This is a genomic window from Burkholderia sp. MSMB0856, from assembly GCF_001524645.2.
Classification (GTDB): Bacteria; Pseudomonadota; Gammaproteobacteria; order Burkholderiales; family Burkholderiaceae; genus Burkholderia; species Burkholderia diffusa.
The window spans coordinates 2143334-2156717 of record NZ_CP013427.1 but is presented as its reverse complement, the minus strand read 5'-3'; the positions used below and the strand labels follow the sequence as shown (position 1 = coordinate 2156717).

At 67.3% G+C, this 13384-nt stretch carries 12 protein-coding genes; 9 read left to right on the top strand and 3 right to left on the bottom strand.

Annotated elements, in window-relative coordinates; genetic code table 11:
* Nucleotide 1 precedes the first annotated feature (1 nt).
* The 7 genes from WS87_RS11265 (at nt 2) to WS87_RS11235 (ending at nt 8144) form a co-directional block, all read left to right on the top strand.
* On the top strand, nt 2-1015 hold the full coding sequence (locus tag WS87_RS11265) for a lipase secretion chaperone (RefSeq protein WP_059815550.1): 1014 nt from the start codon (nt 2-4) through the stop codon (nt 1013-1015).
* A 423-nt stretch (nt 1016-1438) separates the two neighbouring features.
* The gene (locus WS87_RS11260) at nt 1439-2215 is read left to right on the top strand and encodes a Crp/Fnr family transcriptional regulator (protein WP_059815545.1); all 777 of its coding nucleotides are present in this window, start codon (nt 1439-1441) and stop codon (nt 2213-2215) included.
* Nucleotides 2216-2355: 140 nt separating this feature from the next.
* Nucleotides 2356-4755: a putative bifunctional diguanylate cyclase/phosphodiesterase gene (locus WS87_RS11255; RefSeq protein WP_059815541.1), complete on the top strand. Its 2400-nt coding sequence runs from the start codon at nt 2356-2358 to the stop codon at nt 4753-4755.
* 19 nt (nt 4756-4774) lie between these two features.
* Complete coding sequence (locus WS87_RS11250) at nt 4775-5512, top strand: TenA family transcriptional regulator (RefSeq protein WP_059815537.1); 738 nt, start codon at nt 4775-4777, stop codon at nt 5510-5512.
* Between the two features lie 117 nt (nt 5513-5629).
* The gene (locus WS87_RS11245) at nt 5630-6364 is read left to right on the top strand and encodes a winged helix-turn-helix domain-containing protein (RefSeq protein WP_059815533.1); all 735 of its coding nucleotides are present in this window, start codon (nt 5630-5632) and stop codon (nt 6362-6364) included.
* A gap of 270 nt (nt 6365-6634) precedes the next feature.
* The gene (locus WS87_RS11240; protein WP_059816361.1) at nt 6635-7615 is read left to right on the top strand and encodes an NADPH:quinone oxidoreductase family protein; all 981 of its coding nucleotides are present in this window, start codon (nt 6635-6637) and stop codon (nt 7613-7615) included.
* 85 nt (nt 7616-7700) lie between these two features.
* Complete coding sequence (locus WS87_RS11235; RefSeq protein ID WP_175916647.1) at nt 7701-8144, top strand: nuclear transport factor 2 family protein; 444 nt, start codon at nt 7701-7703, stop codon at nt 8142-8144.
* A 25-nt stretch (nt 8145-8169) separates the two neighbouring features.
* Here the strand turns inward: WS87_RS11235 and WS87_RS11230 are convergent, their stop codons facing one another.
* Nucleotides 8170-9540: an ATP-binding protein gene (locus WS87_RS11230; RefSeq protein WP_059815525.1), complete on the bottom strand. Its 1371-nt coding sequence runs from the start codon at nt 9538-9540 to the stop codon at nt 8170-8172.
* Nucleotides 9540-10268: a response regulator gene (locus tag WS87_RS11225; protein ID WP_059815522.1), complete on the bottom strand. Its 729-nt coding sequence runs from the start codon at nt 10266-10268 to the stop codon at nt 9540-9542. The genes WS87_RS11230 and WS87_RS11225 overlap by 1 nt, the downstream gene beginning before the upstream one ends.
* Nucleotides 10269-10513: 245 nt before the next feature.
* On the opposite strand from WS87_RS11225, the gene WS87_RS11220 reads away from it, so the two are divergent.
* Nucleotides 10514-11260 (top strand): MipA/OmpV family protein, encoded by a 747-nt coding sequence (locus tag WS87_RS11220; protein ID WP_059815519.1) that lies wholly within the window; start codon nt 10514-10516, stop codon nt 11258-11260.
* A gap of 278 nt (nt 11261-11538) precedes the next feature.
* Nucleotides 11539-11874, top strand: coding sequence for a hypothetical protein (locus WS87_RS11215; protein ID WP_059816357.1), 336 nt, complete (start codon nt 11539-11541; stop codon nt 11872-11874).
* A 21-nt stretch (nt 11875-11895) separates the two neighbouring features.
* On the opposite strand, the gene WS87_RS11210 is transcribed toward WS87_RS11215, so the two are convergent.
* Nucleotides 11896-13131 (bottom strand): lytic transglycosylase domain-containing protein, encoded by a 1236-nt coding sequence (locus WS87_RS11210; RefSeq protein ID WP_059815515.1) that lies wholly within the window; start codon nt 13129-13131, stop codon nt 11896-11898.
* Nucleotides 13132-13384: the final 253 nt, after the last annotated feature.

The window sequence follows — 13384 nt, the reverse complement described above, 5'->3', positions numbered from 1 at the left end:
GATGAGAGTCCGGACCGCGCTGTCCCGCGCCGTGTTGTACGGCGCGACCGGGGCGATCGCCGTCGCCGCCGCGTGGCACGTGTTTGGTCGTCAGGCTGCGTCGCCGGCTGTCGCGGCTGCGCCGCCGCCCAGCCGTGCCGCGCCGCGCGGTGCGGCGGCGCAGCCGATGCTTGTCGCATCCGATGTCGCGTTGCCGGCATCACTTGCAGGCACGCGTGCACCGAGTCTGCCGGTCGCGCCGGACGGGCACCTCGCGAAAGTGGGCGCGGTGCGGGAATTCTTCGATTACTTTTTGCTTGCGCAGCATGACCTGACGCCCATGGCGCTCGATGCGCTGGTCGCGCGCGAGATCGACGCGCAACCGATCGGTGCGGCGGCCCGCCGCGACGCGCTCGACTTGTGGCCGCGCTATCGCGCGTGCCTCGCCGCGTTCGATACGCAGCCGGGCGCGATGCAGGCCGGCGCCGGTCTCGATCCGGACGCGATCGCGGGCGAGCTCGAGCGGCGCGCGGCACTCGCGCGCCGCTGGCTCGGCGACTGGAGCACGCCGTTCTTCGACGCGGATGTCCGGCGGCAGGGCGACGACCTCGACCGGATCAGGATCGCGCGCGATCCGACGCTCGGCGATGCGCAAAAGCGCGCGCGCCTCGCCGCGCTCGACCAGGCGCTGCCGCCCGGCGAGCGCGACGCACGCGAGCGCGCGTCGCGACAACGCGACGCGATTGCAACGGTTGCGAGGCTCGACGGCCAGCGCGCAACGCCCGATGCGCTGCGCGCGCAGCTCGGTGCCGATGTTGCCGCGCGCGTCGTGCGGATGCAGCAGGACGACGACGCGTGGCAAGCACGCTATCGCGACTATGCGGCCGAACGCGACCGGCTCGACGCGCAGCAGCTTGCGCCCGACGTGCGCGATGCGCAGATCGCCCAATTGCGGCGACGCAATTTCCCTGATCCGCCGGATGCATCGCGGGCCGCATCGCTCGACGCGGGCAGGGCTGCGGCATCGGCGCGCTAGCACCGGTTTCCGAGTGCGCGCCACCACGGCTTCCAAACATGTCGAGCGGAAAGTGTGCGGTAGCCCACGTTTCCCGCATTCTTTTCGATTCGAGAATGATTTTAATTTTCCGAGTAAATCGCATTACCCCGTATTGGCATTCCCCCGTCATTTCCAATGATCCATCGAGCAATCCGCCTTATATGGAACAAGTTTAAATCGTGGATTTTCGATTGACGGTGCAAGTATCTTCGGATGGTGAAACGAACTGTCAAATTACTTCATGTAACGAATGCGGAGTGTCGCGAACGGTTGGGCTGCGTGATACCTTTTTGCTCAATGTCACCGCGATGATAAGGCGGAAAAAACCGTTAAACCGGTGCGGTGAAAACAGCAGAAAGGTTCGGTGGCCGAGGGGCAGGGATACAACGTACGAGGTGCGCCGTGAGAGATCAGGCCAACAACGTCATCGAGTTGCCGCATGCACTTGGTGCCAATCATTTCCTGTCTGCGCTCGACGGAATCAGCCGTTCGGAATTGGCGCCTCATTTGATGCTTTCGAATCTCAAGACCGGCCAGGTGCTGTGCGATGCCGGCGACGATCTGGAGGCCGTCTATTTTCCGGTGACCGCGGGAATTTCCCTGCAATACACGGCGGGCGGCAAGACGACGCTCGGCGTGACGGAAATCGGCCGCGAAGGCCTCGTGTGCGACGACGTCATCGGCAGCGCGATGCAGCGCCGCGTCGTCGTCTATCGCGGCGGGTTCGCGTATCGGCTGTATGCGCACCGTTTCGCCGACGCGTGCGACGCATCGGCGGCGATCCGCCGGCAGGTCTTCGTGCGGATGCAGCTGGTGCTGTCCCAGGCGTCGCAGGTCATGTTCTGCAGCCGCCATCACGTGATGCGTCATCAACTGAGCCGCTGGCTGCTGATCGCCTACGAGCGCTCGCGCAGCATCGAGATCCCGGTCACCCACGGCATGCTGGGCCAGATGCTGGGCGTGCGTCGCGAGACCGTCACCGATACCACGCGGCAGCTCCACGAACTCGGCCTGATCCATCAGCATCGCGGTGCCGTCGTGCTGACGGATCTCGACGGTCTCGAACGACAGGGCTGCGACTGCCATCGGGTCATCCGCGACGAAACGCGCCGCATCCTCGCGATCGATGCGGGTACGAATGCGGGTGCCGGGTTGTCGCGACGTATCCGGACGACCTAGTCGCCGGCGCGTTGTGCCGGCGCGCCTGCATGAGCGCCAGCGCGTCGCGAGCATGGAAGGGGGAGAGGCCTGAACGCAGGACGCGCATCGACGCGGCAGGCCGGTGCATCGAGAAGAATCAGAAAAGCAGTCATTCAGGTATGGAAAACATTTCGAAGCTCCAGAGTCAGCGCAGCTCGTTTCACGTGTGGCCATGGAGTCCGGCGCTCGGCATTCTGCCGATCGTCGTCGTGATCGGCGCGCTGGCCGGGTTCGTCGCTGTCAGCCTGATCGTGATCATGTCGTTGCGCGTGTACGTCTGTGGCGAAAGCAGCTGGTCGAAGGCGCAGAAGGACGAAATCATCCTGCTGAGCCGCTACGGGCAGACCGGCGACGAAAAATTGTTCGACGATTACCGGACGGTCGACCGGACCCTCGCGTTCCTGGGCGTCGCGCGCCGCGCGATGACGAGCGTGCCGCCGGACCACGGCGTGGCGCGCCGGGCGCTGATCGAGGCGGGCATCAATCCCGTCGATGCGGCGGCGGTGGTGTGGTTCTATCCGATCCTGAGCAGCTTCGCGCGCCTGAATGCGGCGTTGCAATACTGGGAGGACGCGGACCGGCAACTGGTCGACCTGCGGGCGATCGCCAACGCACTGCGCGAGTCCGTGCACGCGGACGACGTCCGGCGCACGAGCCGCCTGAACCGCGCGATCTGGGATCTCAATTCGCACATCGAACCGCTGCCGAAGCGCTTCTCCGCCGAGCTGAGCGCCGAATTCCGCTCGGCCGTCATTCAATTGTTCCTGTCGTACGTCGTGGCGTCGCTGCTGATCATCCTGCTGTCGGTGCGATGGGCGAGCCGCGCGCAACGCCAGCAGGTGTCGATGCAGACCGAACTCGACCGGAGCCAGGCGTTCGCCGAAGCCGCGCTGCGCTCGGTCGCCGATGCGATCGTCACGATCGGCCTCACGCGCAGCATCGAGACCGTCAATCCGGCGGCCGAACAGCTGCTCGGCGCGTCGTCGCGGCTGTGCGTCGGCAAGCCGATCAACGACGTGCTGGACCTGATCGACACGTCGACCGGCATGTCGATCAAGCTGCTCGCGTCGCTCAGCAACAGCGGCGACCACACCTTCACCCGCGATCTCGACCTGATCCGCGTGTGCGGCTCGGCGGTGTCCGTGCGCGCGTCGCTGTCGAAGATGGACAACGCCGCCGGCCGCTGCGTGGGCTACGTGCTGATCCTGCGCGACATGACGCGCGAATACCAGTTGATCGAGAAGCTGACGTGGCAGGCGTCGCACGATGCGCTGACCGGCCTCATCAACCGCACGGCGTTCGAGCGGCGCCTGGGCGACGCGCTGGCGCAGCGCGGTGGCGGGATGTTGCTGGTGCTCGACCTCGACGGCTTCAAGGAAGTCAACGACGTGTGCGGGCACGCGGCCGGCGATGCGCTGCTGCGCGACGCGACGGCGGTGTTCGCGCGCTGTCTCGACGACGACGACGTGTTCGGCCGGCTGGGCGGCGACGAATTCGGCATCCTGCTGCCGGCCGCCCGCAACGGCCCGCCGGACGGCGGCAAGGCGGAGCGTATCCGGGCATGTCTCGAGGACTTCACGTTCCAGTGGGAAGGCGAGCCGTTCAAGATCAGCGTGAGCATCGGCGTGCTCGATCTCGCCTGCCGGCCCGAGAGCGTCGAGAAGGCGATGCAGATGGCCGACATCGCGTGCTACGTCGCGAAGGATCGCGGCCGCAATCGCGTGCACGTCGCGGATGCGCGCGACATGAACTCGGGCCGTCAGGCGTATCACATGCAGTGGAGCCGGCGCGTGAAGACGGCGCTCGAAACGAATTCGTTCCAGTTGTATGCGCAACGTATCGTGCCGATCCAGCCGGCGCTCGGCGCGCAGGAGCGCGCGGAGATCCTGCTGCGCATCCCGGACGCCGACGGCAAGCTGATCTCGCCGGTCTTCCTGCCGGCCGCCGAGCGCTACGGCCACATGACGATGATCGATCGCTGGGTCGTGCGCACCGTGATCCGGCGCCTCGCGCGGCTCGAACAGCGCCAGTACGTCGAATACAACGTGAACCTGTCGGCGATGTCGATCACCGACGAGCGCTTCGTGGAGTTCGTGATCGCCGAGTTGTCGGCGTCGGGGCTCGACCCATCGCTGCTGTGTTTCGAAATCACGGAGACGAGCGCGGTCCGCAACCTGGAGGTCGCGTCGCGTTTCATGTGCGAGCTGCGCGACCTCGGCTGCCGCTTCGCGCTCGACGACTTCGGCGCCGGCATGTCGTCGTTTTCGTATCTGCGCCAGTTGCCGGTCGATTACCTGAAGATCGACGGCGGCCTCGTGTCGACCATGACGTCCGACAGCATCAAGCGCGGCATCGCGTCCGCGATCAACGACATCGCGCACGTGATGCAGTACCGCACCGTCGCCGAGCACGTCGAGGACACGGCGACGGCCGAGATGCTTCGCGCGCTGGGCGTCGACTATTGCCAGGGCTATTACTTCAGCCGCCCCGCGCCCTGGCAGGAAGGGGGATTCCATTGAACAAGCGAGGAACGAACGCATGAGTGCTCCATTTGAACTGACCGGCGACTTGATGGACCTGGCGAGCTATCCGGCCTGGCTGCGTGACGTGGTCGGCGCGACCGACGAGCTGAAGGCGCGCGTCCGCGCGCATCCGGTGTTCGCGGCGATGAGCGGCGGGACGCTGCGCGCGTCGCAACTGCGCGCATTCTTCGTGACCGGCTGGGCGGTGGTCAGCCAGTTTCCGGAATACATGGCGATGAACCTGCTGAAGACCGCCGCCTTTCGGTCGCGCGGCGAAGAGAAGGCGCGGCGCTATCTGATCCGCAATATCCGCGTCGAGCAGAATCACGTCGATCACTGGGCCAACTGGGCCGCGGAATCGGGGGTCACGATCGACATGCTGCTGCGCGGCGACGCGCCGCTCGCCGGATTCGCGCTGAGCCACTGGTGCTGGAGGAGCGGCAGCACCGACGCGCTCGCGCCGAGCATCGCCGCGACCAACTATGCGATCGAAGGCGTGACCGGCGAGTGGAGTGCGTTGCTGTGCGCATCGCCGTACGAACAGCAGTTCGATCCGGCCGTGCGGCATCGCGCGATGCGCTGGCTCAAGCTGCATGCCGATTACGACGACCGGCATCCGTGGGAAGCGCTGGACATCGTCGCGACGCTGCTCGGGCAGTCGCCCCCGGCTCGCGACGTGCGGGACGTCGAGACGTCGATCCGCAAGAGCCTGAGCTATTTCCTGACGAGTCTCGATTGCTGCATGCATGTGTAGTCGCCGGCGCCGTACGCTCGCGGGTTCGAACAGACCGTGCCGGGCCGTTCCGGTCGGACGGCAGGTCGACGTGACGTCGCGATGCGCCGGGCGGGCCGTCGTGCCGGACGATTGCCGATGACCACCCAAGTTCTCGTCGTAGATCCCGATCCGCGGATGCGCGACATGATTCGCGCGCTCCTGCGCGGCTGCCAGATCGAGACGTCGGCGCTCGACGACGTGTCGCTGCTGCCGGGGCACGTGACGGCGGCACCGCCCACCTTGATCGTGTTGCGGGTCGAACGGCCGGCCACGACGTCCCACATGGCGCTCGGTGCGCTGCGGCGCGCCGGTCACGACATGCCGGTGATCGTGATCAGCCGCAATGCGCAAGTGGTTGACAAGGTCGTCGCGCTCGAGCTCGGCGCGGACGACTATGTCGTGGAGCCGTTCGAGCCGATGGAACTGATCGCACGCGTGCGCAGCGCGATCCGTCGGTACGCATCGAACCGCCCGGAGCCGGGGCGCGGGCGCGGGAAACCCGAATCCTATGCATTCGGCGATATCGAGGTGAATTTCGTCACGCGGCGCGCGACGCGCGCGGGAGCCGACCTCGGATTGCGTGCGAGTGAATTCGCGCTGCTCGAACTGTTCATCTCGCAGCCGATGCGCGTCCTGTCGCGTGCGGAGATTCTCGCGCTGCTGGGACTGAGCGTGGCCGGGCGCTCCGAGCGCGGGCTCGACGTGCTGATCTTCCGGCTGCGCAACCTGGTCGAGCGGGCGGTCGGCGATTATCGCTATATCCGCACCGTGCGCGGGAAGGGTTACGTTTTCGTGCCGCTCGGCACGCTGGCCGACGACGACGCGGGTTAGCCGCCGCACGGGTGAGCCGGGCGCGTCGCGTGCCGGTATCGACCACTCTTCACCTTCGCCTGCCGCTATGGCCCCGGTTCGCCGTCGGGGCGACTCGCCATTGTCGCTTCCGAACGACCGTGCTAAATTTCCCGCCGGCATTTGCTGCCGACCTGTTCGCGCCGCACGGATGATGGTGTCGCGGTGCGGGCCGCCTGGCCTGCGCCGCTCGCGGGCGCGTCCCGCTGCCGTATCGATGCGCGGCGATGTCGCGCAAGGAGGATGGAGAGCATGAAAGCCCTGTTGTGTACCGCATTCGGCCCGATCGACCGCTTGCGTATCGAGGACGTCGCGATTCCCGAACCGGCAGCCGGTCAGGTGCGGATCCGCGTGAAGGCGGCGTCGCTCAATTTCCCCGATGCGCTGATCGTCCAGGGCCTGTATCAGGTGAAGCCGGCATTGCCGTTCTCGCCCGGCGCCGAATTCGCCGGCGTGATCGACGCGGTCGGCGACGGCGTGAGCGCCTGGCGGCCGGGCGACGAGGTGGTCGCGTTCACCGGCCACGGCGGCTTCGCCGAGCAGTGCGTGGCCGACGTGCACCAGATCGCCGCGCTGCCGCCGGGGATGACGTTCGAGCAGGGCGCGGCGCTCGTGCTGGCCTACGGCACGTCGCTGCATGCGCTGCAGCAGCGCGCGCGCCTGCAGCAGGGCGAGACGCTGCTGGTGCTGGGCGCGGCCGGCGGTGTCGGGCTCGCCGCGATCGAGATCGCGAAGGCGCTGGGCGCGCGCGTGATCGCGGCCGCGTCGAGCGCGGACAAACTGGCGCTGTGCCGCGAAGCCGGCGCCGACGATACGATCGACTATGCGACCGAGGACCTGCGGCGCCGCGTCGACGAACTGACCGGCGGACGCGGCGCGGACGTCGTCTACGATCCGGTCGGCGGCGCGTACAGCGAAGCCGCGCTGCGCGCGACCGCGTGGCGCGGCCGGTTCCTCGTGGTCGGTTTCGCCGCCGGCGAAATTCCGAAGATCGCGCTGAACCTTGCACTGCTCAAGGAACGCGACATCCTGGGCGTGTTCTGGGGCGACGCGGTGCGGCGCGACCCCGCGCAGCATGCGGCGAACATGCGCCAGCTCGCGCAATGGTTCGCGGCCGGCAAGGTGCGGCCCGCGATCACCGAGCGCGTGCCGCTCGCGGGTGCGGCCGACGCAATTGAGCGCATGGCGAACCGGCAGGTCAAGGGCAAGGTCGTGATCCTCCCGGACGCGTGATTACGCCGGTGCCAATTCACGCGGCGGCGGCCCGACCGGGCGCCGCCTTCGATCAAGGTTCTTTCGTGTGACGTTACCGGAGTCGCTGACCATGCAACCCCTGTCGAATCTGCAACCCGCCGTCGCGTCCTCGCTTGCTGCGTGGCATGCGATGCTCGCGCGCAAGGATTTCAGCGAGCTCGACACGATCGTCCATCCGGACGCCGTGTTCCGTTCGCCGATGGCGTTCAAGCCGTACGGGCCGGCGCCCGCGCTGTTGCTCGCGCTGCGCACGGTGCTCACGATTCTCGAGAACTTCGAATATCACCGCGCGTTCGCCGACGACGACGGCACGAGCGTCGTGCTGGAGTTCAGTGCGACGGTCGGCGACAAGCGGCTGAAGGGGATCGACATGATCCGCTTCGACGCCGACGGACGGATCGTCGAATTCGAGGTGATGATCCGTCCGTTCAATGCGCTGCAGGCACTCGGCGCGGAAATGGGCGCGCGGCTCGGGCAGCAACTGCCCGCGTTCAGGACCGGCGGGTGACGGGGCGGCGACGCCCCGTCTGCATTCATTGACGCAGTGAACTCGACGATGCGTGGTGGGCCTGGCCGCGCGCCGTGCTCTCCGGTGCGCCGCCGAGGAAGTCCGGCAACGCCCGCGGCGGCAGCGAAATCACGAAGCGTGCGCCGCCGAGCGGCGAATCCTCGAGCCGCACGTCGCCGCCGTGCACGAGCGCGACGCGTCGCACGATCGCAAGCCCGAGCCCGAACCCGCCGGTCTGTCGGTCGCGGCTCGAGTCGAGCCGCTGGAACGGTTCGAACACGCGCGCGCGTTCGGCGACCGGAATGCCGGGACCGTCGTCGTCGACGCTCAGCACCAGCGCGCCGGACGCATCGTGCGTCGCGGACAGCAGGACCGTGCGCGACGCGTAACGTGCGCCGTTGCGGATCAGGTTCAGCAGCGCGCGTGCGACGAGCTTCGGATCGCACACGTGCGTGGCAGGGGCGCCGGTCGTCGACACGCCGAGCGTGAGGCCGCGGTCGGCGACGTCGTTCGCGACGTTGCCGGCCACGCTGTCGATCAGCGCATCGACGACGACGTCCATCGGCGCGAGCTCGCTTGCGCCTTGTTCGAGACGCCCGATCGTCAGCAGTTCGGTCACGAGATCGTCGAGTTCGCGCACGTCGCGTCGCAGTTCGTCGCGGCGTTCGCGCATCCGGCCGCTGTCGTCGGAGTCGGCGAGCAGCGCGAGGCCGAATTCGAGGCGGGCGAGCGGCGTTTTCAGCTCGTGAGAGATGCCGTGCATCATTTCGCGCTGCTGCTTGATCGACGCCTCGATCCGCTCGGCCATGTCGTTGAACTGCTGCGACAGCTCGTAGATGTTCGATCGCCCGGACAGCTTCACGCGCGTCGACAGGCTGCCCGCGCCGAACGCATGCGCGGCGGCCTGCAGCTTGCGCAGGTCGCGCCAGTGATACGAGATCCACAGCGCGACGGCGAACAGCGCGGCGAGTGCGGTCATCCCGTAAGCGTAGATCTGGATGTCGAGGTCGGCCGGTGCGATGGGGCGGGCGTGCAGGACCGAGCCGTCCGCGAGCGGCATGTAGTAATTCCTGCGGTCGTAACTGATCGCAATCCGGCCGGCGTCCAGATCGCGCAGCGGCGCGCCGCTTAGTTGGGCACGGGCGTAAGCCATCGTCACGAAACCGAATCGCTCGTTGCCGTGCTGCGCGAGTTCACGCAGCGCGAGGGAGCGCTTCCCGCCCGGATGACGTTCGAGGTAGTCATTCAGCACGAACGCGTAAGTGGTCAGCGCGTTGCGCTGCGCCTGTGCAACCCGCTCGTAGAAAATTCGGTTGAACGACCATTGAATGAATACGATCGCTGCGGCACAGCACAGGATCACGATGAGGTAGAGCTTGATCAACGAGCGCAGCATCAGTCATCCCACGCAGAAGGGCTGAAGAGGTAGCCGCGGCCCCAGATCGTCTTGATCCGTTGCGGCTCCGACGAAGCGTCCTCGAAGCGTCGACGCAGCTTCGAGATGCCCGAGTCGACCGAGCGGTCGATTCCGTCGAATTCGATCCCGCGCAACTGCTTCAGGATCGCGTCGCGACTGAGCACCGTGCCGGCCGAGCGGGCGAGGATCAGCAGCAGATTGAACTCGGTGGTTTTCAGGTCGACGAATTCGCCGCGCCACGTGACGGTGCGGTTCGGCGGTGAAATCGCCAGTTCGCCGAACACGAGCTCGTGCGCCGGCATGTCGGCGTGCGGGGCCAATGCCGCGGGCTGCGCGCGACGCAACAGTGCGCGGGCACGCGCCACGAGCACACGCGGCTCGATCGGCTTCGTCACGTAGTCGTCGGCGCCGATTTCGAGACCGGCGACCTGGTCGTAGACGTCGGCGCGCGCGGTGAGGATCAGCACGGGAACGTTGGTGAACGCGCGCATGCGCCGGCAGACTTCCATCCCGTCGAGATGCGGCAGCATCAGGTCGAGTATCACGAGCGCGGGCCGGTGTTCGCGTACCGCGGCGACCGCGAGATCGCCTCGGCGCACGACCGTCACCTCGAACTCGTAGCCGTCGAGGTATTCGCGCACGAGACGCGCGAGGCGGTCGTCATCCTCGATCAGCAGCACGCGATGTTTGAGCGGATTGTCGTTCATGGGTCTCCTCGAAATGCACGCGTCGTCCGTCGCGCTGCAGGCGGCACGGCGCGCGCCACGCGAATTCTATCCGCCGTTCCGAAGGCTCGGTGCGACGCACGACAATCGGGAACACTCGAACACAATTGAGCACACATTTTCCGCAGATTCCGGACAGTCGTGCCGAACGGCCGAACCTAGACTTCGAGCTCCTTCACTCTTGTCCAGATATCGTGCGCCCATCCCTCCGCTCCTTGCGCTATTGCATGCCGCTTGCCGGTCTCACGCTTGCCGCCATGGCTCACGCCGAAAACCAGTACGCGATATCGCTCGGTGGCGGCTTCGCACCGCGCTACCAGGGGAGTAACCAGTATCGCGCGGTCGTCGGACCGTCGTTTTCCGCGATGTTCGGCAATGGCTTCTTCATCGATACCAACGCCGGCGCCGGCTATCGCCTGAACCTGCCTCACGGTGCGTTCGTATCGGCGGCGGTGGGCTACGACGCGGGCCGTGCCGACGAAAACCGCTTCGGCCTGCCGGGCTCGGATCACCTGAAGGGTATGGGCCGGGTTCCGGGATCGGTGCTCGTCGGCTTGCGCGCCGGCGTGAAGCTGCTGGACGGCGGCGAACTGAGTATCGCGGTCGACGCGCCTGTCACGCATACGTCGCGCGGCTTGTCCGGCCATGTCGATCTCGCGGTGCCCCTGTTCGAGACCGGACGGCATTCGTTCGTCGCGACGGGCAGCGTGCACGCCGGCACGGGACGCTATATGCAGACGTTCTACGGCGTGACCGACGCGCAGTCGCTGGCGAGCGGGTTCAGGCCGTATTCGACGAGCGGCGGGGTCGACAGCGCGACGCTGTCGCTCGCGTGGAACTGGGACGTGTCGCGGCACTGGTCGGTGCGTGCGACCGGCGGCTTCACGCGCCTGCTCGGGCGTTATGGCGACAGCCCGATCGTGCAGACGCGCAGCAATTACTACGGGATGGCCGGCGCGACGTACAAGTTCTGAACGGGACGCCGGTCCGCATCGCGCATGCGGGATGCCGGCGCCGCGGTCACGGTTGCTGCGGATCGCGTGCGGTAACATGCACGCGGGTCCGGCGCGACGCCGGGCCAGTGACACACGTAAGCCGAAGTGGCTTGACCGCGTCGCGCAGTGCCGCCGTTCGCCGGCCTGCATCCGCCGGGATGCGGCTCGTGCCGCGCGCGGAATCGATGACGCACGCAATGCCCGGCGGCTCACATCATGCGTCGCATGAACGGCCGGGGCACTTCAGGGAGAAACCGATGAAGAAAACGATCGCGATGCTCGTGGCACTCGTTGCGAGCGCAACCTTTGCAGGATGTGCGGACATGAACACGAAACACCCGAACGCGACTGCCGGCGGCGCGGTGATGAACCCGGCTCCGTCGGGCGCCGTGAACGCATGCAAGGCGGACGCCGCACCGGACGATGCGCTGATCGGCAAGACCGAGACCGAGGCGGCCGCGCTGCTCGACGGCTGCCTGTGGCGCGTGCTCGAGCGCGACGGCCAGTCGCTGCCGGGCACGATGGACTATCGCCAGGAGCGCCGCGACCTCGGCATTCGCGACGGCAAGGTGATCTGGGTGCGGCGCGGGTGACGCGGCGGGCCGGCGCGTGCGTTACTTCGAGAGATACCAGAGCGCGTCGGTGCTGACGCGCGCAGCCGGCTTCGTCGCGGCCGGCGCCTGAGGTGTCGCGACGGGGGGCGGCGTGTTCGACGTCACTGCGGTGGGCCAGGTCGCGGGCGTCTGCGACGTGGTCGATGCCGTCGAGGTATTTGCCGTACTCGAGGTCGCTGCCGAACCCGACGTCGATGCCGTATCGATATACCAGAGTGCATCGGACGATGCAGTGCGCTTGGCCGACGCATCGCTGGTGTGCTTCACCGTCGGCGACGTGGCGGCCGTTGCCGCCGCGCCCGAACGCTGCGTGCCCGCTGCCGTCCCCGTGCCTGCCTGAGCGGTCGCCCCCGCCGCGCCGCGCTGCGCGCGCGCCTCGAACGGCCCGAGCTGGAAGATTAACGTTTGCGCGGGACGCGTCAGAACGGCATACGGGAACTGCAGCTCCCACGACATCAGCACGCGGCCCGACGACGTCTCGGTGAAGATCGCCGGCACGTGCTTCATGTCGCTGAATTGCACGTAGATTCGCGCGCCGTCGTCGAACACCTGGGTCGGCTTGGCCTGGTCGGCGCCCGTGACCGTCCAGCCGAAGTTGTACGTGCCGGCCGGGCCGGCGGGCCCGCCTTGCGGCGGCGGCGGCGGGGCGGCCGGCGCGAGCGTGCGGGCACGCGCGGCCGGCGGCGCCGACACGCTCAGGCTTGCGAACGGGTTGTACGCCTGCACCTGCTGCGGCGGCGTGAAAGAGGGTGGCAGGATGGGCATGGGAGTATCCGGCGAATCCGGCATGGTCCGGATTGCATCATAGACCTTGCGCGCATACGCGAGGCGCTTGTCGGGCGACGCGGAGTTGTACGCGCCGATCGCGTTCCAGTTGGCGCCGAGCTGGCGGATGTTCTGCGACAGGATCCACGCGCCGACGTACGCATTGGTGCACGCGTCGAACAGGCTTTCCCGCGAGATGCCTTCGCGCGCGAGCGTCGGCAGCCAGGTGCTGTTGATCTGCATCAGCCCGATGTCGACGGTGCCGTTCGTGTTGGTGTTGACGGCGTTCGGGTTCATTCCCGATTCGACCTGCGCGATGCCGCGCAGCAGGCTCACGCTCACCTTCTGGAACGTGGCCGCGTCGTCGAGGCAGTCGGCCCGCGCGAATCCGTGCAGCGCGCACGACAGCGCGATCGTCGCGGCGATCTTCGGCGTGGCGTGGTTCATCGAACGGGCAGTCTGACGCGGCATGGCAGGATGGGGCGGAATCCGGCCGCCCGGTGCAAGGAAATTACGCAGACGCGAAGTGTGCCATAGCGCGCCGTCAAATGGCTCGCGTCAAACTTTCCTTTGCATTTGCCGGCGCATGTGTCGCGCATTGTCGTTGTCGCCGCATCGACGCGCGACAGGACGGAATCGGTAAAAAAGACTGCAATCGCCCGCATGCCGGCAGGCGGGTGCGGTCCCAATACTGACGCGGCGCGTCAGATGCGCCGCGAAGGCG

Excerpts from the sequence above, each read along its gene's own strand:
- WS87_RS11210 (WP_059815515.1), bottom strand. The coding sequence starts at position 13,131 with ATGCCGCGTCAGACTGCCCGTTCGATGAACCACGCCACGCCGAAGATC.
- WS87_RS11240 (WP_059816361.1), top strand. The coding sequence starts at position 6,635 with ATGAAAGCCCTGTTGTGTACCGCATTCGGCCCGATCGACCGCTTGCGT.
- WS87_RS11245 (WP_059815533.1), top strand. The coding sequence starts at position 5,630 with ATGACCACCCAAGTTCTCGTCGTAGATCCCGATCCGCGGATGCGCGAC.
- WS87_RS11225 (WP_059815522.1), bottom strand. The coding sequence starts at position 10,268 with ATGAACGACAATCCGCTCAAACATCGCGTGCTGCTGATCGAGGATGAC.
- WS87_RS11220 (WP_059815519.1), top strand. The coding sequence starts at position 10,514 with ATGCCGCTTGCCGGTCTCACGCTTGCCGCCATGGCTCACGCCGAAAAC.
- WS87_RS11215 (WP_059816357.1), top strand. The coding sequence starts at position 11,539 with ATGAAGAAAACGATCGCGATGCTCGTGGCACTCGTTGCGAGCGCAACC.
- WS87_RS11255 (WP_059815541.1), top strand. The coding sequence starts at position 2,356 with ATGGAAAACATTTCGAAGCTCCAGAGTCAGCGCAGCTCGTTTCACGTG.
- WS87_RS11230 (WP_059815525.1), bottom strand. The coding sequence starts at position 9,540 with ATGCTGCGCTCGTTGATCAAGCTCTACCTCATCGTGATCCTGTGCTGT.
- WS87_RS11250 (WP_059815537.1), top strand. The coding sequence starts at position 4,775 with ATGAGTGCTCCATTTGAACTGACCGGCGACTTGATGGACCTGGCGAGC.
- WS87_RS11265 (WP_059815550.1), top strand. The coding sequence starts at position 2 with ATGAGAGTCCGGACCGCGCTGTCCCGCGCCGTGTTGTACGGCGCGACC.